General features: G+C 56.8%; 25 protein-coding genes and 1 pseudogene. 9 read left to right on the forward strand and 17 right to left on the reverse strand.

The features are described 5' to 3' along the window. Nucleotides 1-123 precede the first annotated feature (123 nt). The 12 genes from ybgF to aspS form a co-directional block, all read right to left on the reverse strand. Nucleotides 124-939, reverse strand: coding sequence for a tol-pal system protein YbgF (ybgF, locus tag N1078_RS17075; protein ID WP_274089310.1), 816 nt, complete (start codon nucleotides 937-939; stop codon nucleotides 124-126). A gap of 6 nt (nucleotides 940-945) precedes the next feature. Continuing rightward, the gene (gene pal, locus N1078_RS17080; RefSeq protein WP_090237783.1) at nucleotides 946-1443 is read right to left on the reverse strand and encodes a peptidoglycan-associated lipoprotein Pal; all 498 of its coding nucleotides are present in this window, start codon (nucleotides 1441-1443) and stop codon (nucleotides 946-948) included. Nucleotides 1444-1509: 66 nt separating this feature from the next. Next, nucleotides 1510-2808: a Tol-Pal system beta propeller repeat protein TolB gene (gene tolB, locus N1078_RS17085; protein WP_274089311.1), complete on the reverse strand. Its 1299-nt coding sequence runs from the start codon at nucleotides 2806-2808 to the stop codon at nucleotides 1510-1512. Continuing rightward, complete coding sequence (gene tolA / locus N1078_RS17090) at nucleotides 2805-3797, reverse strand: cell envelope integrity protein TolA (protein ID WP_274089312.1); 993 nt, start codon at nucleotides 3795-3797, stop codon at nucleotides 2805-2807. The genes tolB and tolA overlap by 4 nt, the downstream gene beginning before the upstream one ends. Beyond that, complete coding sequence (gene tolR / locus N1078_RS17095) at nucleotides 3797-4249, reverse strand: protein TolR (RefSeq protein ID WP_274089313.1); 453 nt, start codon at nucleotides 4247-4249, stop codon at nucleotides 3797-3799. Before tolR ends, tolA begins: the two co-directional genes overlap by 1 nt. 34 nt (nucleotides 4250-4283) lie before the next feature. Next, nucleotides 4284-4979, reverse strand: a complete 696-nt coding sequence (gene tolQ / locus N1078_RS17100) for a protein TolQ (protein WP_274089314.1) — start codon at nucleotides 4977-4979, stop codon at nucleotides 4284-4286. Nucleotides 4980-4981: 2 nt separating this feature from the next. Then, a complete protein-coding gene (gene ybgC / locus N1078_RS17105; protein WP_274089315.1) occupies nucleotides 4982-5434 on the reverse strand; it encodes a tol-pal system-associated acyl-CoA thioesterase in 453 nt (150 codons plus the stop codon). Between the two features lie 52 nt (nucleotides 5435-5486). After that, entirely contained in the window at nucleotides 5487-6539 is a 1053-nt protein-coding gene (gene ruvB / locus N1078_RS17110; protein ID WP_274089316.1) for a Holliday junction branch migration DNA helicase RuvB, read from the reverse strand. Then, on the reverse strand, nucleotides 6539-7144 hold the full coding sequence (gene ruvA, locus N1078_RS17115) for a Holliday junction branch migration protein RuvA (RefSeq protein ID WP_274089317.1): 606 nt from the start codon (nucleotides 7142-7144) through the stop codon (nucleotides 6539-6541). Before ruvA ends, ruvB begins: the two co-directional genes overlap by 1 nt. A 23-nt stretch (nucleotides 7145-7167) precedes the next feature. Then, nucleotides 7168-7692 carry a crossover junction endodeoxyribonuclease RuvC gene (gene ruvC, locus N1078_RS17120; protein WP_274089318.1) on the reverse strand — a complete coding sequence of 175 codons (525 nt, stop codon included), beginning with the start codon at nucleotides 7690-7692 and terminating at the stop codon, nucleotides 7168-7170. A 172-nt stretch (nucleotides 7693-7864) separates the two neighbouring features. After that, entirely contained in the window at nucleotides 7865-8614 is a 750-nt protein-coding gene (locus tag N1078_RS17125; RefSeq protein WP_274089319.1) for a YebC/PmpR family DNA-binding transcriptional regulator, read from the reverse strand. Nucleotides 8615-8725: 111 nt separating this feature from the next. Continuing rightward, a complete protein-coding gene (aspS, locus tag N1078_RS17130) occupies nucleotides 8726-10501 on the reverse strand; it encodes an aspartate--tRNA ligase (protein ID WP_274089320.1) in 1776 nt (591 codons plus the stop codon). 283 nt (nucleotides 10502-10784) lie between these two features. Between aspS and N1078_RS17135 the strand changes: the two genes are divergently transcribed. The 5 genes and pseudogenes from N1078_RS17135 to N1078_RS19740 all read left to right on the forward strand — a co-directional run bounded on the left by N1078_RS17135 (nucleotide 10785) and on the right by N1078_RS19740 (nucleotide 14614). Continuing rightward, on the forward strand, nucleotides 10785-11948 hold the full coding sequence (locus N1078_RS17135) for an HD domain-containing phosphohydrolase (RefSeq protein ID WP_274089321.1): 1164 nt from the start codon (nucleotides 10785-10787) through the stop codon (nucleotides 11946-11948). A gap of 137 nt (nucleotides 11949-12085) precedes the next feature. Continuing rightward, a complete protein-coding gene (locus N1078_RS17140) occupies nucleotides 12086-12556 on the forward strand; it encodes a Dps family protein (RefSeq protein ID WP_274089322.1) in 471 nt (156 codons plus the stop codon). 215 nt (nucleotides 12557-12771) lie between these two features. Next, nucleotides 12772-13839 carry a GGDEF domain-containing protein gene (locus N1078_RS17145; protein ID WP_274089323.1) on the forward strand — a complete coding sequence of 356 codons (1068 nt, stop codon included), beginning with the start codon at nucleotides 12772-12774 and terminating at the stop codon, nucleotides 13837-13839. A gap of 172 nt (nucleotides 13840-14011) precedes the next feature. Continuing rightward, nucleotides 14012-14332 (forward strand): annotated as a pseudogene (locus N1078_RS19735) (cold shock domain-containing protein membrane protein); the annotation flags it as partial. A gap of 57 nt (nucleotides 14333-14389) precedes the next feature. Further along, on the forward strand, nucleotides 14390-14614 hold the full coding sequence (locus N1078_RS19740) for a cold shock domain-containing protein (protein WP_244153932.1): 225 nt from the start codon (nucleotides 14390-14392) through the stop codon (nucleotides 14612-14614). A 50-nt stretch (nucleotides 14615-14664) separates the two neighbouring features. Here the strand turns inward: N1078_RS19740 and N1078_RS17155 are convergent, their stop codons facing one another. Further along, a complete protein-coding gene (locus N1078_RS17155) occupies nucleotides 14665-14871 on the reverse strand; it encodes a SlyX family protein (protein ID WP_274089325.1) in 207 nt (68 codons plus the stop codon). 3 nt (nucleotides 14872-14874) lie between these two features. Next, the gene (locus N1078_RS17160; RefSeq protein WP_274089341.1) at nucleotides 14875-15300 is read right to left on the reverse strand and encodes an HIT family protein; all 426 of its coding nucleotides are present in this window, start codon (nucleotides 15298-15300) and stop codon (nucleotides 14875-14877) included. Between the two features lie 758 nt (nucleotides 15301-16058). Between N1078_RS17160 and N1078_RS17165 the strand changes: the two genes are divergently transcribed. After that, nucleotides 16059-17354: an OprD family porin gene (locus tag N1078_RS17165; protein WP_274089326.1), complete on the forward strand. Its 1296-nt coding sequence runs from the start codon at nucleotides 16059-16061 to the stop codon at nucleotides 17352-17354. A gap of 67 nt (nucleotides 17355-17421) precedes the next feature. Here the strand turns inward: N1078_RS17165 and N1078_RS17170 are convergent, their stop codons facing one another. Beyond that, nucleotides 17422-17829: a PaaI family thioesterase gene (locus N1078_RS17170; RefSeq protein ID WP_274089342.1), complete on the reverse strand. Its 408-nt coding sequence runs from the start codon at nucleotides 17827-17829 to the stop codon at nucleotides 17422-17424. A 116-nt stretch (nucleotides 17830-17945) separates the two neighbouring features. Between N1078_RS17170 and N1078_RS17175 the strand changes: the two genes are divergently transcribed. Genes N1078_RS17175 through N1078_RS17185 form a run of 3 tightly spaced genes read left to right on the forward strand, consistent with a single transcriptional unit; the run spans nucleotide 17946 to nucleotide 21221 of the window. Further along, nucleotides 17946-19661 (forward strand): proline--tRNA ligase, encoded by a 1716-nt coding sequence (locus N1078_RS17175; RefSeq protein WP_274089327.1) that lies wholly within the window; start codon nucleotides 17946-17948, stop codon nucleotides 19659-19661. A gap of 26 nt (nucleotides 19662-19687) precedes the next feature. Continuing rightward, nucleotides 19688-20641 (forward strand): hypothetical protein, encoded by a 954-nt coding sequence (locus tag N1078_RS17180; RefSeq protein ID WP_274089328.1) that lies wholly within the window; start codon nucleotides 19688-19690, stop codon nucleotides 20639-20641. Between the two features lie 7 nt (nucleotides 20642-20648). Next, nucleotides 20649-21221: a transglycosylase SLT domain-containing protein gene (locus tag N1078_RS17185; protein WP_274089329.1), complete on the forward strand. Its 573-nt coding sequence runs from the start codon at nucleotides 20649-20651 to the stop codon at nucleotides 21219-21221. Nucleotides 21222-21295: 74 nt separating this feature from the next. Here the strand turns inward: N1078_RS17185 and N1078_RS17190 are convergent, their stop codons facing one another. Both N1078_RS17190 and N1078_RS17195 read right to left on the reverse strand, forming a co-directional pair. Further along, on the reverse strand, nucleotides 21296-21571 hold the full coding sequence (locus N1078_RS17190; protein WP_274089330.1) for an acylphosphatase: 276 nt from the start codon (nucleotides 21569-21571) through the stop codon (nucleotides 21296-21298). Nucleotides 21572-21575: 4 nt separating this feature from the next. Next, on the reverse strand, nucleotides 21576-22055 hold the full coding sequence (locus N1078_RS17195) for a TlpA disulfide reductase family protein (RefSeq protein ID WP_274089331.1): 480 nt from the start codon (nucleotides 22053-22055) through the stop codon (nucleotides 21576-21578). Nucleotides 22056-22061 lie beyond the last annotated feature (6 nt).

Below are 22061 nucleotides of genomic sequence, written 5' to 3' on the forward strand. Positions count from 1 at the left end.
TCCAAGTCGCCAGGCTCACCACCACAGTGAACCCGACAGCGCCAGTCACGGCGCTACGCGCCATGCCTGGCGCACCATAAAAAACCCGCGCAGGGCGCGGGCTTAGTTGTGACTCATCCAGCTTTACGGCAAACGCTGCAAATCACGCTGCGCCAGCTGGGCGGCAGAGCTGCCTGGGTACTGCGCAATAACCTGCTGCAGAATACCCTTGGCCTTGTCGCTATTGCCTAGGCGTTGCTCGACATCAGCCAGCTTGAACAGTGAGTCCGGCACCTTGGCATGACTTGGGTAAGCCTGACTGACCCGTGCAAAGGCCTGACCGGCACCCTGCAGATCACCCTTCGCCAGGTTCACCTCACCCAGCCAATACTGCGCGTTACCGGCGTACTGACTGTTCGGGTACTTGCGTAGAAACGCGGCAAACGCCTGACTGGCCTTGTCGAAGTCCTTGGCCTTAATCAGGTCAAAGGCCGCTTCGTAGAACAGTTTTTCCTTTGCCGGGTCGGCCGGCTCATTACTGGCCGGAGCCTGCCCCGCTGCTGGCGAGGTCGGCGTACCACTGGCATTGATCGCGCCAGTGGCTGAAGAATTCTGGTTGGCTGCAGCACCTGCTGCACCACCACTCAAACGCTTATCAAGGTCCTGGTAACGCTCCAGGCTTTCTTGTTTAAGGCGCTGAATTTCATTCTGTTGCTCTTCCAATGTACCGCGCAGCTGCGCGATCTCTTGCTGCATCTGCTGCAACTGGTTGAACAGCATGCCCTGCGCCGAGACAGGAGCCGCAGCTCCTGCCCCCGCGTAGGTGCCGGACGCACCGTAACCAGCTGGCGGATAACTGCTGCCGTAACCGGCATTGTTATCCACCACGGGAACCTCAGCCCACGCCGCAAGCGGCAGGCTGAGCGCCAAAACGGTTAAAGCACGGCGGCACGTTCGCATATCGAATTACTTACGCAGTTCGACGCGACGGTTTTGAGCCCACGAGGACTCGTCGTTACCAGTTGCGATGGCGCGCTCTTCACCGTAGGAAACCAGTTCCAGTTGAGCTGGGGAAACGCCCTGCAGTACCAAGTAACGCTGCACAGCCTTGGCGCGACGCTCGCCCAGAGCCATGTTGTATTCACGAGTACCGCGCTCGTCAGCGTGGCCTTCCAGAACTACGCGAGCGCCATTGCCTTGCAGGTCTTTGGCGTGCACGTCCAGAGCGCGCATGGCCTCTGGCTTCAGGTCGGAGCTGTCGTATTCGAAGTAGAAGGTGGTGATAGCGCGCAGAGCTGCTTCTTCGCTCAGGCTGCCATCAACAGCGCCAGTGTTGGCACCGTAACCAGCGTTAGGATCGATAGCGCCTTCACCAGCAGCGTCACCGCCTTTAGAGGAACAACCTACAGCCACGGCGAGAGCCAAACCCAGTGCAGCGAACTTACCAAATTTCAGCATTTCCATCATATAGCTCCTAATGAACCCCAGTGTGTTAAGCAATGTTTCAAACAACAACGGTATAGCGCCGCATCAGTTCAGGTAAGGGGACCAAGAAGGCTCTCGAACTTCGCCTTGAGCGGTAGGAAGAGGGAGCCTCACACGTCCATTGGTGGACGCTAAAACCAAGACTCCCCGGCCCTGCTGGCGGGTGGCGTAGACTACCATGGTGCCGTTGGGCGCAACAGTGGGCGACTCATCCAAACTGGTGTCTGAAAGAATGCGCAAATTGCCGCGCTGCAGGTCTTGTGCAGCCACCTTGAACACGGTGTAACCATCCTGGCGGTGAATCATAACCAGGGTTTTCTCATCAGCAGACAGCTTCGGATTAGCGTTGTAGTTACCAATAAAGGTCACACGCTCAGCCGCACCGCTGTTGATGTTGGTTTTGTAGATTTGTGGCTTACCGGAACGATCCGATGTGAAGTAAAGCGTCTGGCCATCCTTGCCCCAGAAAGGCTCGGTATCGATAGAGGCTTGGTTGGTTACCCGGCGCAATTGTCGAGTGCCCATGTCCATCACATAGATTTCCGGATTGCCGTCTTTGGACAGTACAAATGCCAGACGATTGCCATCCGGCGACCACGCCGGCGCGCCATTCAGGCCTTCAAAATTGGTGACCTGCTCACGCCGACCGGTATCGATGTGCTGCACGAAGATCCGCGGACGCTTCTGCTCGAACGACACATAGGCAATCCGCCGACCGTCCGGGGCAAACGACGGCGAGAGGATCGGCTCACGCGATTGCAGCAGGGTGACTGCGCGCGCGCCGTCATAGTCAGAGCGCTGCAAGGTATAACGGGTGTTGTTGACCGCAAAGCGCTCGGCAGTCACATAAAGCATGCGCGTGGAAAACGCGCCTTTCACACCGGTGAGCTTCTCGTAAGACTGATCAGCAATGTGGTGCGCCATATCACGCAGCTGATCAACACCACCGCCGACACTGCCGGTCATGACTTGCTGCTGAGTGGTCACGTTGAACAACGCAAACTGAATCTGCAGGCGACCGCCGTTTGGCACAATACTGCCTACCAGCACGTACTGAGCACCTAGCGCCTGCCAGTCGCGGTAGATGACTTCGGCCGCCTGAGTCGGCAGGCTGATCATATTTTGCCGCGGGATCGGCTCGAAAACGCCCGAGTTGCGTAGGTCATTGCCGATAATTTCGGCCATATCCTCGGGCAACACGCTGCCGCCCTGCCAGCCAAATGGCACGACTGCGATAGGCGTAGCACGGTCGGTACCACTGCTGATCACCAGCGGGTCAGCGGCCTGAACGGAGCCGACCAGCAAGGTCAGACCGAGCAGAACAATACGCATCAGGGTATTCACAGACCTAAATCCTCCGGTTTGAAGACAGCGCGACGCTGCCGGTAAAGGCGATCAAAAGTGGCGCGATCCAGCTGTTGCATTTCAGCGATACGACCGACGTTACGCACCGCTTGCACGGCCGAGTTATCAAAAGGTGAATCGCCACTTGAGCGCGTCACGCTAGCATTGGTAATGGTGCCATCGGGCAGCATTTCTATCAGGACTTCTACACTCATGCCATTGCGCGCAGAAGGCGGGCGCCGCCACTGCTGACTCACCAGCATGACAATTAAATCATCCAAACTGCCGGCCACTTCATCACCAACAGTGTCAGCCATAGCCTGCTGACGACCGACATCCTCGGACAGCAACTCGGCCAGTGCGGCAGCCTTTTTGTCTTCTACGGCCTTTCGCTGCGCCGCCTCCGCTGCTTTCTTCTTGGCGTCGTCAGCTGTTTTCTTCTTCGCGGCTTCAGCGGCCGCTTTTTTCTTCGCCTCTTCTGCCGCTTTCTTTTTGGCGTCTTCGGCTGCTTTCTTCTTAGCGTCTTCAGCGGCCTTCTTCTTGGCAGCTTCGTCAGCGGCTTTCTTTTTTGCTACGTCAGCCAGTTTCTTTTGCTCTGCTGCTTTTTTCGCCTCAGCAGACTTCTTCTCAGCGTCGGCTTTTTTAGCGTCTTGGGCTTTCTGAGCCTCTTGCGCCTTCTTTTGTTCCGCTGCCTTGGCCGCTACTTTCTCCTGCTCCGCTTTTTTCTGCTCAAGCTGTTCGGTTTCGTACACAGGTGCAGTGGTCTTTTTCGTCTCACCGGCTATTTTCTGGTTGGTCTGGGTGGTGGCCTGACTCTGCGATTGCAGCTTGTACAAGGTTGCCTGCACCACCGGCTTGGCCGGCGGTAGATCCGGGGCAAAAGCGAAGCTGACAAACAGCATGGCAAACATGATGACGTGCAGCGCCACTGCCCAGACCACAGGCCATAACAGACTTTCCGAGGACGAACGCTCGCGCTGGTATTGCATCAGGGGGCCTCGGTAATCAGCCCGACGTTACCCACGTCAGCCTGCTGCAGACCGCCCATGGCCGCCATCACCGTGCCGTAGTCGACGGTTTTATCGCCACGCACAAAGACCTGGACCTGCTTACCCGTGGCACGACTCTGATTAATGATCGCGGTTACCGCGCGAGTCATCTCTTCCAGCGTCAGCGCTTTGTCCTGCACGGTATCGACATCGACCTCGGTGCCCATATTCCAGTAGTAGGTTTTATCGGCCTTGATCGAAATAGTCAGCACTTGGGCATTGTTGTCTTGCGGCAAGGCCTCGCTGCTGACTTTCGGCAGGTCAACTTTAACCCCTTGGTTGAGCATCGGCGCGGTCACCATAAAGATCACCAGCAGCACCAACATCACATCGATGTAGGGCACCACGTTCATCTCGGCGACGGGCTTGCGTCTGTTGCGAATTCTGGCCATGGCTTGAAAAACCTGTATTGAGAATGCCTAAGGCTTAGTCGTCGCTGGTGTGCACTTTGCGGTGCAAAATCGCCTGAAACTCGTCAGCGAAGGTGTAGTAACGGCCGATCAACATTTCGCCGCGCGCGGCAAAACGGTTGTAGGCAATGACCGCCGGGATCGCCGCAAACAAACCAATCGCAGTGGCAATCAACGCTTCAGCAATACCCGGCGCTACAGTAGCCAGGGTTGCCTGCTGCACTTGGGCCAAGCCGCGGAAGGAGTTCATGATCCCCCACACAGTACCGAACAGGCCGATATATGGGCTGGTCGACCCCACGGTGGCCAAGAACGGCAGGCTCTGCTCCAGCTTTTCTTCTTCGCGTGAGATCGCTACGCGCATGGCGCGCGCTACGGCATCCATCACCGCATCCGGGTCAACACCCGGCTGCTGGCGCAGACGTGAGAAGTCTTTAAAGCCGGCGCGGAAAATTTGCTCAAGCCCGGAATCCGGGTCCGGATTGCTGCCTGCCTGGCGATAGAGCTTGGACAGATCGATACCCGACCAGAAGCGCTCTTCAAAACTGTCCAAGGCACGCTTGGCCGCACGCAACAAAGCGGTGCGCTGGAAAATCATGACCCACGAAGTGACCGATGCGGCCACCAGCGTCAGCATTACCAGTTGCACCACCAGGCTGGCGTTGCTGATCAGACTCCACATCGACATGTGGTCAACGGCGTTGGCTTCCACGCTTACTCTCCTGCTCTAGATGTACCCGCGCCACCCTGCCCGGCAAAGGCCGCATGCAGAGTTGGGGGAATAGCCCGGGGTTTTAAATTGTCGGCGCGCACACAGGCCACCATAAATTGCCCTTCACAGAGCAACACATCATCCGCTGCCCGCCTGACTTGCTGACGAAAACGCAGGCTGGCACGGTTTAACTCAACCACTTCAGCGCTTACCACCAGCTCATCATCGAGCCTGGCTGGCGCGTGATAGCGCGCTTCAGCCGAGTGCACAACAAACAACAGGCCCTCCTCGGCCAGCGTCGACTGGAGAAAACCCAGATCACGCAGGCGTTCGGTACGAGCCCGTTCCATAAATTTGAGGTAATTGACGTAGTAGACGATGCCGCCTGCGTCGGTGTCTTCGAAATAAACCCGACAACGAAAGGTGGACGGCTGAACTCCGTTTTGCGCGCGCATACTCTAGTCTTAGCTCCCGGTCTTGCCAATTGGGTACAGCAAGTATTTTTTCTTATTCCAGCGCACCGTCAGCCTGCTGCTCCACGGGCAGTTCGCCCATGCGTTTGGGTACATTCAGACCAAAATGCAGGTAGGCATGCCGGGTTACCACACGTCCACGCGGGGTGCGCATGATGTAGCCCTGCTGGATGAGATAAGGCTCCAGCACATCTTCAATGGTATGGCGCTCTTCGCTGATGGCTGCCGCCAGATTGTCGACTCCCACCGGGCCGCCGTCGAACTTCTCAATCATGGTCAGCAGCAAGCGCCGATCCTGGTGATCGAACCCCCGCTCATCGACATCCAGCAAGTTCAGCGCAAGATCGGCAATCGACCGGGTGATATCGCCCTGGCCGCGCACTTCAGCAAAGTCACGCACCCGACGTAGCAAGCGGTTGGCAATACGCGGCGTACCGCGTGCCCGGCGCGCAATCTCGAACGCACCCTGAGGTTCAATCGGCAAACCCAGAATCCCCGCCGAACGCATGATGATAGTGGTCAGGTCTTCGGTGTTATAGAACTCCAAGCGCTGGACGATACCGAAACGATCACGCAGCGGATTGGTCAGCATGCCAGCACGGGTGGTGGCACCGACCAAGGTAAAGGGCGGCAGATCGAGCTTAATCGAACGCGCTGCAGGGCCCTCACCGATCATGATGTCGAGCTGGAAGTCCTCCATCGCCGGGTACAGCACTTCTTCAACAATCGGCGAAAGACGATGAATCTCATCGATAAACAGCACATCGCCCGGCTCAAGATTGGTCAGCAACGCGGCCAGATCGCCCGGCCGCTCCAGCACTGGGCCGGACGTGCTCTTGATGGAGACGTTCATTTCCTGAGCGATGATATTGGCCAGGGTCGTTTTGCCTAGGCCAGGTGGGCCGAAAATCAGGGTGTGATCGAGCGCTTCACTGCGCCCACGGGCGGCCTGGATAAACAGCTCCATCTGCTCACGCACGCTTGGCTGACCAATGTACTCAGCCAGCTTAAGCGGGCGAATAGCGCGGTCGACCTGTTCGTCACGATCGCGGGGGGTGGCGGTAATCAGACGATCAGCTTCTAGCACTAGACCATTCCCTTAAGGGCTCGACGAATCATATCTTCACTGCTCAAACCTTCTTCCTTAATAGCTGAGACGGCGCGACTGGCTTCCTGGGGTTTGTAGCCGAGCGAAATAAGTGCGCTGACAGCATCATTCTCCGCGCTTGAGACTGCACCGCCGGCGCGAGGTTCAACCACCAAGTTCGACATGCCGGGAACGGTCTCCCAAGCCTTGAAGCGGTCCTTCAACTCAACCAGCAAACGCTCCGCGGTTTTCTTGCCGACCCCTGGGATTTTCACCAACACCGAGGTGTCTTGCGCCTGCACGCAACGCACCAATTCATCGACCTCAAGCCCCGACATCAAGGCCAGTGCCAGCTTCGGGCCGACGCCATTCAGGCGGATGAGCTCACGAAACAACTCGCGCTCACGCTTCTCAAAAAAACCATAGAGCAGATGCGCGTCTTCACGCACCACCAAATGGGTGTGCAGCGTCAGCGGCTCGCCCACCGAGGGCAAACGGTACAGGGTGGTCATGGGGACTTCCAACTCATAACCCAAACCATTTATGTCAACAATCACATGAGGCGGCTGCTTTTCCGCCAGGGTGCCGCGCAAACGTCCGATCACCGCTGCTTTCCTTAAAAATTACGTTACAAACGAAGGCGACCTGCGCGACGCTTGGCGCCGACCAGGCCGTGAGGAATTAGACTTTGTCGATGATGGGCATGGCACAAGGCAATCGCCAGGGCATCAGAGGCATCAATCTGTGGCTTCTGCACCAATTTGAGCAAGTGCATAACCATCATTTGCACTTGCTCCTTGTCCGCCCCGCCGGTGCCGGCAATCGCCTGTTTAACTTGAGTCGCGGTGTATTCGGCGATATCCAGACCGGCCTCAATCCCCGCGACGATGGCCACGCCACGCGCCTGACCGAGCTTAAGCGCGGAATCTGGGTTGCGCGCCATAAACACCTGCTCGATACCCATGGTGACCGGCCCGTAGGTTTCAATGACCTCGCGCACACCGCGAAACACCACCTGCAGACGCTCCGGCATGGAGCCATTGCCCGTACGAATACAGCCTGAGGCGACATATTCGCAATTACGCCCGTTATCGCGCACCACGCCGTAGCCGGTAATGCGCGAACCCGGGTCGATGCCGAGAATCAAGGTCATGCCTAGCGCTCACTCAAGGTACCTGCCAACTCAGCCGGCACACTGTCTATTTATCCAGTTCGCGAGTATAGAGCTCGGCCAGGCTTGCGTCACCCAGCCAGCGCCCATAAAAAAACCGGAAGTGCTGGGTTATTCACCCAATCCCTTCCGGTTTCGCTAAAGCCAAAGACGATCAGCCAAGCTGCTCCATCAGCTCATCAGGAATCTCGGCGTTGTGGTAAACCTCCTGCACATCGTCGAGGTCTTCCAACATGTCGATCAGCTTGATGACCTTCTGCGCAGTATCCAGATCGGTAATCGGCGCGCTAATCGAAGGGATCATGGCAATTTCAGCGTCCTCAGGCTTAAAGCCTGCCGCACTGAGCGCCTCGTTAACGGCATGAAAATCAGCAAAACTGGTGGAGACCAGCGCCGAGCCATCTTCACCCATTTCCACGTCATCGGCGCCAGCCTCCAGGGCCGCGTCCATCAGCGCATCTTCGTCAACACCTGGTGCAAAGCTGAGCTGGCCTTTGCGGTCGAACATATAGGCCACCGAGCCATCGGTACCGAGGTTGCCGCCACACTTGGTGAAGGCATGGCGCACTTCCGCAGCCGTACGGTTACGGTTGTCGGTCATGGCCTCAACGATAATCGCCACACCACCCACGGCGTAGCCTTCATAGCTCAGCTCCGCAACGTTGTCGGCATCATTGTTACCGGCGCCACGCGCAATCGCCCGATCGATGACATCACGCGACATGTTGGCGGTCAGCGCTTTGTCCACCGCCAGGCGCAGACGTGGGTTATCCGCCGGCACTGGGCCGCCGTGCTTGGCCGCAACGGTCAGCTCACGAATGATTTTGGTGAAAATCTTGCCGCGCTTGGCGTCCTGACGCCCTTTGCGGTGCTTGATGTTGGCCCACTTGGAATGACCAGCCATAACTCACTCCGTTTGCTTCAGATTCAATATCGAGTGCAGCCGCTGAAGCAGTTCAGCCGCTGCGCCCAACCATAAAGAAGAAGCCTGGAAAACCAGGCTTCTTTTGATGCTTTATTCCGCTTTCGGCTGTTCGCGCAGACGAATGTGCAACTCGCGCAACGACTTGTTATCCACCTCACCCGGCGCCTGCGTCATAACACAGGCCGCGCTCTGGGTTTTCGGGAAAGCAATCACTTCGCGAATCGACTGCGCACCGGTCATCAACATCACCAAGCGATCCAGACCGAAGGCCAAACCACCGTGAGGCGGCGCACCGAACTTCAGGGCATCGAGGAGGAAGCCGAACTTCTCCTGCTGCTCGTCTTCGCTGATGCCCAGTACGCGGAACACCGTCTGTTGCATCGACTTATCGTGGATACGGATCGAACCGCCACCCAGCTCAGTGCCGTTGAGCACCATGTCATAGGCACGCGACAGTGCGGCCGCCGGGTTGGCTTCCAGCTCAGCCGGAGTGCATTTCGGTGCAGTGAACGGGTGATGCATGGCGGTCAGGCTACCGTCGTCGTTCTCTTCGAACATTGGGAAGTCAACAACCCACAGCGGTGCCCACTCGCAAGTCAGCAGGTTGAGGTCGTGACCCAGCTTGATACGCAGCGCGCCCAATGCCTCGGAAACGATCTTGGCCTTATCCGCGCCGAAGAACACGATGTCGCCGTCGACCGCACCGACGCGATCAAAGATCACATTGATGTTGTCCAGCGGGATGTTCTTAACGATCGGCGACTGCAGACCTTCAACGCCAGCAGCGCGTTCGTTGACCTTGATGTAGGCCAGGCCTTTGGCACCGTAGATGCCGACGAACTTGGTGTAATCGTCGATCTGCTTGCGCGGCATGCTCGCCCCGCCTGGTACGCGCAAAGCGGTAACGCGGCACTTCGCATCGTTAGCTGGGCCGGCGAAGACTTTGAAGTCGACATCTTTGAGCTGATCGGCAACGTCCACCAGCTCCAGCGGGTTACGCAGGTCCGGCTTGTCCGAACCATAACGGCGCATGGCTTCGGCCAGGGTCATGTGCGGCAACTCGCCGAATTCAACATCCAGCACTTCTTTAAACAGCTGGCGAATCATCTTCTCGGTGATGGCCATGATGTCCGCTTCATCGAGGAAGCTGGTTTCGATGTCGATCTGAGTGAACTCAGGCTGACGGTCGGCACGCAGATCTTCGTCACGGAAGCACTTGGCAATCTGGTAGTAGCGGTCGAAGCCGGCGACCATCAGCAGCTGCTTGAACAGCTGTGGCGACTGCGGCAGCGCGAAGAAGCTGCCAGCGTGGGTGCGGCTTGGCACCAGATAATCGCGCGCACCTTCTGGCGTGGCGCGGGTGAGGATCGGGGTTTCCACATCAAGGAAACCGTTGTCGTCAAGGTAGCGACGAATGCTGCTGGTGATGCTCGAACGCAGCTTCAACTTGGCCGCCATTTCTGGGCGACGCAGGTCGATAAAGCGGTAACGCAGGCGCGTTTCTTCGCCGACATCGGTGTATTCGTTAAGTGGGAACGGCGGGGTTTCCGCTTCGTTGAGCACTTCCAACTCATAACCCAGCACTTCAATCGCGCCGGAGGCCATGTTGGCGTTGCCGGCACCCGCCGGACGCAAGCGCACCTTGCCGGTGATTTTCACCACATATTCGCTGCGCACTTTGTCAGCCGCTGCAAAGGTTTCGGCACGATCCGGGTCGAACACCACCTGAGCCAGACCTTCACGGTCACGAATGTCGAGGAAAATCACCCCGCCATGGTCACGGCGGCGATGTACCCAACCGCAAAGGGTGATTTCCTGGCCGTCCAGGCTCTCGTTCAGTTGGCCGCAATAATGGCTGCGCATCATGGTGGTAATCGCTTCTCTGAGTCTTGAATTCGTTGGGCCGCAATCAATGCGACGCTCGTTGGCCGGCTGGCGCATGCGCCTTTTCCCGCAATTGCGCTGATTTCATGGGCGGTAACTGACCAGCGACGCATACGCAATCGCCCGCAAGCCCCCACAAAACACGGCAAAGGGCGGGATTATATATGGTTAAGCCGTCACGTGCAGCCGCCGCCCTAAGCGCCATCGCCAGCCTTTCCTATACTCAGGCATGCAGCTTTCAGACTATCGGTGAGTGGAGACGCCTATGAGCAGGCCAGACTTGGCTGAATTATCCAGCGATTTGCTCGAAGACTTTCGCCTGGAGTCCAGCGAACAATTCCAACGCTGCGAGCAATTACTGATCGAGCTTGAGCATGCACCCACTGATAACGAGCGTCTGCGTGAGTTGTTTCGCTTGATCCATACAGTCAAAGGCAATCTGGGCTGCGTCGGACTAGATGCGCTGATGAGCATTCCACAAGCCATGGAGGATATACTGTCTTGCTTGCGCGAGGGCGAGCTAAGTTTTGACAGCTTACTGGGCGACATTCTCTTGCTAACCCTCGACCATCTCAAAGCGCTTATCCATTACGCATACGGCGGCCCAGAGGCACAACTTAGCGACAGCCAGAGCCAGGCCCTTGCCCAGGCACTCAGCCACCTTGCGCACATACCTGCAGCGCAACAAACCGGCATGCGTAGCGCACTGCTACAACAACTCGACCCCAGTTCTGAAGCCGCCACTCTCCACACCACTGAACAACCTGCGGTTGCCGAACTACTGAGGCGCTACGGCATTGAGCTTGATGCTGACCTGCTGTTCTTTGTCGATTTGATGCACGCCAGCGAACGTCGCTCTAACTACTGGCAAGGCCGCGGGCTACGTCAGCTCGATCTGGCCCTGGCCATCAACCAACTGGGCGGCACCCCAGAACAGCCTGCGCAATTGGCCGCAGCCATCTGCTTGCACGACGTGGGCATGGCCTTCTTGCCGCTGGACATGCTGCACAAAGAGGCCAATTTCACCCATGAAGAACGTCGTCGAATGCAATCGCATCCGCGCATCGCCCATGACCTGCTCAAGCGGATGCCTCATTGGCATTCAGCCGCGGAAATCGTCTTGCAGCATCAGGAGCGTGCGGACGGCAGTGGCTACCCCAAAGGCCTGAAAGAAATCGAAACCAGCCCCGGCGCCCTTATTATTGGCATCGTCGACACCTTCGACGCGCGAACGCATGAGCGCGCCCACCAAACACTGAACAAGCGCCCACTGCTGCGCGCCATTCTCGAAATCAACAACCTTGCAGGGACTCAGTTCAGTGCTCACTGGGTTGAGCTTTTCAATCAAACACTTCAGCAGCATCCAGAACTGGCTCATCGCCAGACCAGCGAAACCGCATCAACCGCTAAGCACACAACGCGCCGCTAGAAAATTGAACCCCGGCTCGGCAATATCATCCAAACAGCACTTCTATTGATATAAAGCAGGATAAAGCTCAACAGCCGCCATGTTAGGCTTTGCCCATCAAAGAGCAGCTACCCGCTCCACCTGAGAGGATAAATGGTATGGAAATCAACATTGGTATTGCCGAGCAGGATCGCGCCGCCATCGCTGAGGGCTTGTCGCGCTTACTCGCTGACACGTACACGCTGTACCTGAAAACCCACAACTTCCATTGGAACGTCACCGGCCCAATGTTCAACACCCTGCATTTGATGTTTGAAGGCCAATACACCGAGCTGGCACTGGCCGTGGACGATATTGCAGAGCGTATTCGCACCCTGGGCTTCCCAGCACCGGGCACCTATGCAGCCTACGCTCGCCTCTCCTCTATTAAAGAAGAAGAAGGCGTTCCAGATGCACAAGACATGATCAAACTACTGGTTCAAGGCCATGAAGCCGTTGTACGCACAGCCCGCGGGATCTTTCCGCTGTTGGATAAAGTCAGCGACGAACCTACAGCTGACCTGTTGACCCAGCGCATGCAAGTCCATGAAAAAACCGCCTGGATGCTGCGTAGCCTGCTGGCCGCATAAACAAGCCAAAACCTTGCCTGGCGTAAACCTAAAAACAATAAACCTCGGGAGCACTTCTCGAGGTTTATTGTTTTTAGGTGGCGAGCCATACAGATTTAGCCGCCAGCCTTAGACACCTAAAGCGATTGACCCAGCACCCACGGGCCTTTTGCTAGGCGAATGAACAACAGCTGTTCTATGCTTTGGCCAATTGGACCCCTGACACAGTGATGTGCATGAACACTCCCAAAAAAGCACCCGGGATATTAGAGCTGTATCCCGAAGAAACGCGCGACGCTGCCGCGCTTCTAAAAAAATCAGTCCCCCTGATGATGCGCCATGGCATTCCACCGAATCCGGTGCACTACGCCCTCTGGTACACCTACAGCAAAGGGCTTGAGCCAGAACTTAATCGCCGCCTGGATAAGACCGTCGCAGACTTTGACAGCTTTCCTCCGGAAACCGCAGTCAAGCTGTTTCGTGACTACATCATCCATGGCGAACTCGAAGAAGCGCGCGCAGGGCAACAACAAGTCATCGAACTGGTCGACGACATAGAAGGCGATGTTTCACTCAGCATCACCGGCAGCAGTAACTATCAAGTCAGCCTGAAGCTCGGCCTCGCCGCCCTACAAGAACCGATCATCGACGACCTGCCTAGCGTCTTGAACGAGCTGCAAGAAAGCACTCAGCTGATGCAGAATCAGCAAACCCAATTTCTAAATCGACTGAATGCTGCCCAGCAGGAAATCAAGACCCTGCGTGGCCAACTCGAACGCGCCCACATTGCCGCAACACTGGATAACCTGACACAGGTATTCAACCGCAACGCCTTCAGCCGATTGCTTGAACAAACCCTGAGCACGGATTACAACGGCGTCGCCCTAGTGATGCTGGATATCGACTATTTCAAACAGTTCAACGACCAATACGGGCACCCCCTGGGTGATCGCGTACTGCAGCATGTTGGTCAACTACTACGCGACGCCCTCCCTGCGCGCGCCATTGCCGCCCGCTATGGCGGTGAGGAGTTCTGCATCATCTTGCGTGACTGCTTCGACAGTTCTACTGCTCATGCTCTTGCCGAGCAGTTGCGCCTGAAAATCCAGTCACTGCGCATCAAGGTGCGCCGTACCGACGAAGTACTCGACAGCATCACAGCCTCCTTTGGTTTCGCCCTTGCCGAACAAGGCGACACCCTGGAAACACTTCTCACGCGCGCCGATGATGCGCTTTATCAAGCCAAGCGTAATGGCCGCAATCAGGTAAACCCCAACCCAAGCGATACTGCACTCAGAGCCTGATTGAGAACCCCGCCTCTTTACTGTTAAATACGCCCCGTGCCGCTGAACCGCAGCCTTGGTTCGGCACACTGGCACATCGGCTGGTACCACGCGCTTCTACTCCTCCCTTGCAACGCCAAATACGCGCAGCCAGCCCTCCGTTGACCTTATAAATTGAGTGAGCTAATCGAACATGTTGAAAATTGTCCATCTCCTGACGGGCGCTATCGCCCTGCTACTTTCTTTTGCTCCAGCCTTCAGCGACGCGCCGCAGTCACTTTTAAGCCATCCCGACGCCCTGTGCCTCGCACTGTTCGGCCTACTTAACCTTCTACTCGCTCCGCAACTGCCGATCTGGCATGCCGGCCTGCGCCATCAAGCGCAAAGCCTGGTTTCAGCACTCCTGGTAATTGGCAGCCTGCTACAAGCCTTGATCCTACTAGCCCCCCTAGCAGAAATCGCCAACCAACCTGCCAGCCTGTTTAGCCTAATCATCATCGCCGCCGCAGTAGCTCTGCACCTGGCGACCAACCTGCGCCTCAAGTCACGCAACGTCTCTAGCTCGCATGACCTGGGCGACCGCGAAACGGGCACCGTGAAATGGTTCAACACCTCGAAGGGTTTCGGCTTTATCTCCCGCGACTCGGGTGACGATATTTTTGTGCACTTTCGCGCCATTCGCGGTGAAGGCCACCGCGTACTGGTAGAAGGCCAGCGGGTCGAGTTCGCCGTAATGCACCGCGATAAAGGCCTGCAGGCCGAGGATGTGATCGCCGCACTGCCCGCAAGACGCTAATCCAAAAAACAAAAAGGCCCGCACATGCGGGCCTTTTGTATTTTAGGGACTCAATAATGCGGCGGCGGCGCCTCATCCTCGGCCATGCCGAATTGCGACCCCACCTCCTCCTGCCGCTTGATCAGTGCAGCGACCTGCAACTGCAAACGCTCCAGCAACCGCTGTTGCGCTACTAGTGCATCGTTGAGTGCCTGAATCGTGTCATCTTGAAAGGCCAGGCGGCTTTGTAAATCGTTGATGCGCTCTTCTACGTCCACCAATCAGCCCTCAGCAAAACAGAAACCCTCAGTCAAAATCAGCCGCAACCGAGCCTTCAGCGCCACTAACTGCTCAGCACTATAAGGCTGCGCAGGATGCTTACCCCATACAGGCGCGGGCCAGGCCACGTCATTGCGACGACGCACGATGACATGCATATGCAGCTGGCTGACCACATTCCCCAGCGTAGCGACATTCATTTTATCCGCTGCAAAACAGTCTTTAAGCACTTCAGCCAAGCGATTAGTTTCCTGCCAGAGCTGCAGCTGATCCGCTGCATCCAACTGAAACAGCTCACTCACAGCCTCACGACGCGGCACTAAGATAAACCACGGGTACTGCGCATCATTCATCAGCAGCAGACTGCACAACGGGTAATCACCCAATAAAAGCGTGTCCTGCTGCAAACGCGAATCCAGAACAAACATCACCATTACCCCTAAAAATCCACCCACAGTGTTTTGACAACGATCAAACAGGCCGAGCAACTGCACCCGACTGCGACACCCGAGCCAAGGTAGCCAGCAGCTCAGCTAGAGCATGCAAATACCCGCAATGCAGGATACGCCGAAGCAGTGCCTCCAGCATCCACGGTGCAGCCCCACAAGCTTCGCACCATTAGAAAGCACTCAACAGAACCGTCCCACGCCCGCGCACCAAAACTGTTCCCTTCGGTAATCCCAACACAGCAGGCACCTGCCAGACAGGCACGATCCAATTGCAAACCTCTGAAAACCCAGGAAACCACAATCAACAAAAAAACCTGAAGCAGACGATAGAAATAGAAATAACGCCTGAAAATCCTCAAAGACCCAAAACAACATCCCGAAAAAAGTGACGACGCAAGTCGCCTAGCGACTAAAAAAAGGCCTTTGGCATTTTGTGCACGACTATTGCTTAGCAATCCCTGACGAATCGTATCGCGCCGCTCGCCTGCAGAAAATAATCAGCAGACAAGCGCAAAAATCCGTCAGTAATGACTTACAGCACGCCTGCAGCATCTACAAAATTGCGACATGCGTCATAGGCTTTGCGACACAGCTTTGAAGAAAACGCAATGGATAGATTGCAACTATCGCCAACATAGGCAGCGTGCTATAAGTTATCGCCGACACAAAAAGAAAAGAGCCGCCATACAACAACCAGCAGGGCGGCGCAACTTTTATAAACCAAAGGAGCAATCACGATGCAAGTGATGAAGTGGAGCGTAATCGCCCTCGCAGTAGCAGCGGGCACTACCCAAATGGCAGTGGCATCCAGCCAGTCCGAATCCAAGGGCATTGTTGAAGACAGCAGCTTCAATATCTTTAATCGCGCTCTGTACCTGAACCGTGACTTCAAGAACGGCGCTAATAGCAGCCCCGACTACAACGCCAAAGAAAATGGCTACATCGAAGAAACCGGCCTGGGTATCCGCCTGCTGTTCGAATCCGGCTTCACTCAAGGTACCGTTGGCGTCGGCTTCGATGCGCACAGCCTGAGCAGCATCAAGCTGGACAGCGGTCGCGGCCGTACTGGCACTGGCCAGTTCGCCAACGATAGCGATGGCCGCGGCGAAGATACCCAAACCGAAGTTGGCGGCGCTATCAAGTTCCGCATCTCCGACACGGTACTTAAACACGGTAATCAGTTCGTTGGCAGCCCGGTATTTTCCACCGATGACGCCCGCATCCTTCCGGAAGTTGCAACTGGTACCTATTTGGTTAGCAATGAGATCGAAGGTTTAGAGCTGAGCGCAGGTCGCTTCACCGCTCTCAACAGCCAAACTGCAACAGGCAGAGATAGCAAAGCCCAGAAGGGCCACTCCCTGAAATCAGCAAATATTGTCGGTGCAAGCTACAGCTTTACCGACAACTTTAGCGGCGCCATCCACGCCTCTGATATTGAAGATTTTTGGAAAAAGAAATACGTCAACCTGAACTACAACCTGCCTATCGCTGACGAGCAGGCGCTGGCATTCGACTTTAACTTCTACAAAACCGATGATGAGGGCAAAGCCCTTGCTGGCGAAGTAGACAATAAAATCTGGAGCCTGGGTGCTGTTTACTCCATTGGCGCTCATAGCTTTGGTATCGTTCACCAACGCTCTACTGGTGATACCGGCCACAACTATGGCATTGATGGCGGTGGCACAATTTGGCTGGGTAACTCAGTCCAAATCTCTGACTTCAACAGCAAGGATGAAAGATCCTGGCAAGCCAACTATAACTTGGACATGGCATCCTATGGTGTGCCTGGCCTAAGCTTTATGGCTCGCTATATCACCGGCGACAATGCTGACTTTGGCCCAGGCGTAGAAGAAGGCGAAGAGAACGAATTCAACTTCGAAACCAAGTATGTTGTGCAAAACGGTGCGGCTAAGGATCTGTCCTTCCGAATCCGCAGCGCGATTTACCGTGGAAACAGCTCGCAGAACGACAACTACTCAGCCGACCTCAACGATTTCCGTCTGATCGTCGAATACCCACTGAGCGTTCTGTAATTTCAGACCGTTCAGCAGGTAAGAAAAGCCCGACTTAGGTCGGGCTTTTTTTATTGCCTATATAAACTTAAAGCGGCAAGGCATAAGTTCCAGTCACATGCGCCACCAACTCTTCTTCATTACCCTGCGAATAGACCGACACTTCGCACACAGCCTGCCTACGACTCAAGCGCAATATGCGCGCCTCAGCTAATAGATCCACCGGCTTTGGTTTAACCAAAAAATTTATATTCAAGTTGGACGTTACAGCCATCTCCACCCGCCCGAGGCTGCCGAGCACCACGGCATACATCGCCGCGTCGGCCAGCGCCATGATGGTTGGACCAGACAGCGTGCCGCCGGGCCGCACCAGTTTGCTGTGAAATGGCACGCGCGCCAGCGCGCCCTTAGCATCCAGTCGATCGATGCACAGGTTAATGTCTTCCGCCATAGGTAACCCTGCGCGAATCAGCGCCTGCACCTGCTCTGCCGTCAATATCGACACACTCATCTCCTTTTTATCAGCACACGCCAGCCGCCTGTACGCATCTGTACAGGCACCGTACAATGCTGGCCATTGAAATCCTCTTGCAAACGACAGAACAGCCAAATATGCGTACTAGCCAGTTCCTGCTCTCGACCCTTAAAGAAAACCCTTCCGATGCCGTAGTGATCAGCCATCAGTTGATGCTACGTGCCGGCATGATCCGCAAATTGGCTTCTGGCCTCTACACCTGGCTGCCCATGGGCCTGCGTGTGTTGCGCAAGGTTGAGAAAGTTGTTCGCGAGGAAATGAATGCCGCCGGCGCGCTGGAAGTGCTGATGCCTGGCATCCAGCCCGCCGAACTGTGGCAAGAGTCAGGCCGCTGGGAGCAATACGGCCCTGAACTGCTGCGCATGAAGGACCGTCATGGTCGCGACTTCTGTGCCGGCCCGACCCACGAAGAAGTGATCACCGACCTGGCGCGCAACGAGCTGAATAGCTACAAGCAGCTGCCGATCAACCTGTACCAGATCCAGACCAAGTTCCGTGACGAAACGCGTCCGCGCTTCGGCGTGATGCGCGGCCGCGAGTTCATCATGAAGGATGCTTACTCGTTCCACGTTGATCAGGCTTCGCTGCAACAAACCTACGACCGCATGCACCAGGCCTACTGCAACGTATTCACGCGCCTGGGCCTTAACTTCCGACCTGTACAGGCGGATACGGGCTCTATCGGCGGTACCGGCTCCCATGAGTTCCATGTGCTGGCCGAGTCGGGTGAAGACGATATCGCCTTCAGCAACGCCTCCGACTACGCCGCCAATATCGAAAAAGCCGAAGCACTGCCTCGTGAAACCGTCCGCGCTGACGCATGCGAAGCCATGCGTCTGGTCGACACCCCAGACACCAAGACCATTGATGCGCTGGTTCAGGGGTTCGATATTGCGATCGAGAAAACCATCAAAACCCTTATCGTGCACGGTGCTAAAGAAGGCACGCTGATCGCGTTGATCGTACGCGGCGACCATGAACTCAATGAGATCAAGGCCGCGAACTTGGAGCTGGTTGCCAGCCCACTGGTTATGGCCAGCGAAGCTGAAATTCGCGCCGCCATCGGCGCAGGTCCTGGCTCGCTGGGGCCAATCAACCTGCCAATCCCTTGCGTCATCGACCGCTCGGTTGCCTTGATGAGCGATTTCGCTTCAGGTGCCAACATCGACGACAAGCACTATTTCGGCGTCAACTGGGAGCGTGATCTGCCGCTGCCGGAAGTTGCCGACCTGCGTAACGTCCTGGCCGGCGACCCAAGCCCGGATGGCCAAGGCACGCTGGAAATCAAGCGCGGCATCGAAGTCGGGCATATCTTCCAGCTCGGCACTAAATACAGTGAAGCGCTAAACTGCCAGGTCCTCGGCGAGAACGGTAAGCCGGTAACACTGACCATGGGCTGTTACGGCATTGGTGTTTCCCGCGTTGTAGCGGCAGCCATCGAGCAGAACAATGATGAGCGCGGCATTCTCTGGAACGACGCCCTCGCTCCCTTCCAAATAGCCCTGGTACCGCTGCGCTATGAGACTGAGGCCGTGCGTGAAGCGACCGACAAGCTATACGCCGAGCTGACCGCGGCAGGCTTCGAAGTCTTGCTGGATGACCGTGATAAAAAAACCAGCCCAGGCATTAAATTTGCCGACATGGAACTGATCGGCATCCCACACCGCATCGTCGTCAGCGACCGTGGCCTGGCCGAAGGTAACCTGGAATATAAGAGCCGCAAGGAAACCGAAGCCCAGGCTGTTCCTGTGGCCGACATCCTGAGTGTTATCCAGGCCCGTATCAGCCACTGATTTCAGCCCCTTTAGCAAGAGCCGTCATGTTCAAGCGAAACGCCCTCAGCCTTACTGCCACCCTTCTGGGTGGCAGCTTGCTTCTCAGTGGTTGCGCCAACCAGTTACCGCAGCGCAGCGAGCACGAGGAGCGCATCGAGCGCAAATTACTCGACCACAGCCTGCAGATCGATGTTGGCGAGCCACGCGTACTGGAGCTGCCGCAGCGCCGCGTGCGCGTGCATGAACAAAAGACCTTTGAGGTCACGGCATTTAACGTAACCCGCCGCTATGACCGCTACACCCCTTACCAGCCTTGGCGCGAGCTGTATGAGATACCGCTCGGCGCACTGGCAGTGGTCGGCGGCATCGGGGCCAACGTATTGAACGTGGTACTGCTCGGCAGCCTGCCTGATAGCGTCACCAAGGACTGGATCAGTTACGGTTTTGCTGGGCTTAACCCCGCGATAAACGTCGAGTCCAATGGTCGTTCGCAACAGAGCCTGGCCAGCCTTGAAGAGCACCGACAGGACGCCCGGATGGAGTATTCCAGCCTACCCTGGGCCGAGCGCCCGGTAGTGGTTAAAGCAGGCGAGCAGAGCCACGAGCTGCTGACTGACCGTAACGGCATCCTGCGCCTGAACCTGCTCGACAGCCCGTTTGCCGAGCAGGATGTCACGCGTATCAGCACCCTGCTGCTGACGGTTGAGGATGACCAAGGTTCGGCACGTGCCGACGCCTCCCTGCTGGTCAGCCGCACCTTGCGCGGCAAGCTGCAAGAAGCCCATGAACTGATTTACAGCGACCTCGAAGACGATGACGTTGCCCAATGGGTGCATCGGGTCAAGCGTCTGTCAGAGCTAGGCCTCGAAGAAGAAGCCAGCGAGCTGGAGCAGAGCCTGATTGAACTGACGCGCAACGATCCGGAGCTGCAGAAGATCTTCCTCTTGTCCCTGACCAAGGACGCCGGCCGTTTGGTCGCCGATCCAGGCAACGACTAACAGTCGCATGCGGCAGCGCCTGATCTGCGCCCTTCTCGGCATAATGCTCTGCAGTGCCGGGCTGGCCGACGTACGCCAGGCACCTGAGCCCGAGTTGCGCACACTGCTGCAACAGACCGTGGCCCAAGCGGATAGCTTTCAGGATCGCTTCGATGCCGAGGTGTGGCTGCTGGACATGTCCACACGCCTGCGCCGTTATATTCCGAATGCCGAGGAACGCCTAAGCCTGCTCAGGCTGGTGCATCGCGAGGCCAGCAAAGCAGGCTTGCGCCCAGACTTGGTGATTGCGTTGATTCACGCCGAAAGCCACTTTGATCGCTTTGCTATTTCCTCGGTCGGTGCCCAGGGCATGATGCAGGTGATGCCCTTCTGGAAAGCCGAACTGGGCCGCCCACAGGACAACCTCACTGACAACGCCACCAACCTGCGTTACGGCTGCACCATCTTGAGCTTCTATTTGCGCAAGGAAAACGGCGACCTCAACCGCGCCCTCGCGCGCTACAACGGCAGCCTGGGCAAACACACCTACTCGGCCAAGGTGGTCGGCTTCTGGCACGACTTCTGGTACGTCAAACCCTGAATCGGCGCACAGCACCGGTAGGACGAACTCGCCAACTACAGGCCTGTTTCAGCGCCACCGATCGGCAACAGCCTTCAACGCCGCACGATAAAGCCGGCGACGCGCTGCAGCGCCTGTTCTTGCAACTCCAACGCGGTCACTTCGGCTGCCTCAGGCCCCTGCTGTAACCAGCCCGCCAACTCGTCCACAGCCGCTTCTTCGCCCTCGAACAGCACTTCAACACGCCCGTCTGCCAGGTTGCGCACCCAACCATCGAGGTCAAGACGCTCAGCCTGCGCCACAGTCGCCTGACGGAAGTACACCCCTTGAACACGACCGCTAACATAGCCATGCCTACACACGCGCGCCATGGCTCTAACCCTCCGCCTTGAGTGCAGCCAGGCGGGCGCTAAGGCCCGCTGCGGTTTGCTCACCGACCAGACGCTCACGCATAAGGCCCTGCGGATCGACGATATAGGTCACCGGCAGCACCTCGGCGCGCGGCAACTGATATCGCTCGGCGGGATCCTGCGCGAGTACCGTGAAGGTGATCCCCATGTCTTGCGCCGCCTGGCTGAGCTTATCGCCCTGCAGCGCGTCAAAATTTACCCCAAGCACCTGCACGGATTGCGCTTTGAGCTGCTTCTCCAAGGCGTTCAGTTCGGGAATCTCGGTGCGACACGGCGCACACCACTGCGCCCAGTAATTAATCACTAACCACTGGCCTTCCAGTCGCTCAGCCGCTACCTTTCGTCCATGTTGATCGACACCTATATCCTCAGCGCAACCGGCCAGCATCAGCCCTAAACCTATGCCCGCAACAGCACGAATGACCGCCTGGAAACGCATTACCATGCATTC

Origin of the sequence: Pseudomonas sp. MIL19, from assembly GCF_028680365.1 — a bacterium.
Lineage (GTDB): Bacteria > Pseudomonadota > Gammaproteobacteria > Pseudomonadales > Pseudomonadaceae > Aquipseudomonas > Aquipseudomonas spirodelae.

Coding starts and splice junctions, on each gene's coding strand:
- N1078_RS17175 (WP_274089327.1), top strand. CDS start 17,946: ATGCGTACTAGCCAGTTCCTGCTCTCGACCCTTAAAGAAAACCCTTCC.
- ybgC (WP_274089315.1), bottom strand. CDS start 5,434: ATGCGCGCGCAAAACGGAGTTCAGCCGTCCACCTTTCGTTGTCGGGTT.
- N1078_RS17165 (WP_274089326.1), top strand. CDS start 16,059: ATGCAAGTGATGAAGTGGAGCGTAATCGCCCTCGCAGTAGCAGCGGGC.
- N1078_RS17195 (WP_274089331.1), bottom strand. CDS start 22,055: ATGGTAATGCGTTTCCAGGCGGTCATTCGTGCTGTTGCGGGCATAGGT.
- N1078_RS17190 (WP_274089330.1), bottom strand. CDS start 21,571: ATGGCGCGCGTGTGTAGGCATGGCTATGTTAGCGGTCGTGTTCAAGGG.
- ybgF (WP_274089310.1), bottom strand. CDS start 939: ATGCGAACGTGCCGCCGTGCTTTAACCGTTTTGGCGCTCAGCCTGCCG.
- tolA (WP_274089312.1), bottom strand. CDS start 3,797: ATGCAATACCAGCGCGAGCGTTCGTCCTCGGAAAGTCTGTTATGGCCT.
- N1078_RS17160 (WP_274089341.1), bottom strand. CDS start 15,300: ATGTTTGTTCTGGATTCGCGTTTGCAGCAGGACACGCTTTTATTGGGT.
- ruvC (WP_274089318.1), bottom strand. CDS start 7,692: ATGACCTTGATTCTCGGCATCGACCCGGGTTCGCGCATTACCGGCTAC.
- N1078_RS17125 (WP_274089319.1), bottom strand. CDS start 8,614: ATGGCTGGTCATTCCAAGTGGGCCAACATCAAGCACCGCAAAGGGCGT.
- pal (WP_090237783.1), bottom strand. CDS start 1,443: ATGGAAATGCTGAAATTTGGTAAGTTCGCTGCACTGGGTTTGGCTCTC.
- aspS (WP_274089320.1), bottom strand. CDS start 10,501: ATGATGCGCAGCCATTATTGCGGCCAACTGAACGAGAGCCTGGACGGC.
- N1078_RS17135 (WP_274089321.1), top strand. CDS start 10,785: ATGAGCAGGCCAGACTTGGCTGAATTATCCAGCGATTTGCTCGAAGAC.
- N1078_RS17140 (WP_274089322.1), top strand. CDS start 12,086: ATGGAAATCAACATTGGTATTGCCGAGCAGGATCGCGCCGCCATCGCT.
- N1078_RS17180 (WP_274089328.1), top strand. CDS start 19,688: ATGTTCAAGCGAAACGCCCTCAGCCTTACTGCCACCCTTCTGGGTGGC.
- N1078_RS17185 (WP_274089329.1), top strand. CDS start 20,649: ATGCGGCAGCGCCTGATCTGCGCCCTTCTCGGCATAATGCTCTGCAGT.
- N1078_RS17145 (WP_274089323.1), top strand. CDS start 12,772: ATGAACACTCCCAAAAAAGCACCCGGGATATTAGAGCTGTATCCCGAA.
- tolR (WP_274089313.1), bottom strand. CDS start 4,249: ATGGCCAGAATTCGCAACAGACGCAAGCCCGTCGCCGAGATGAACGTG.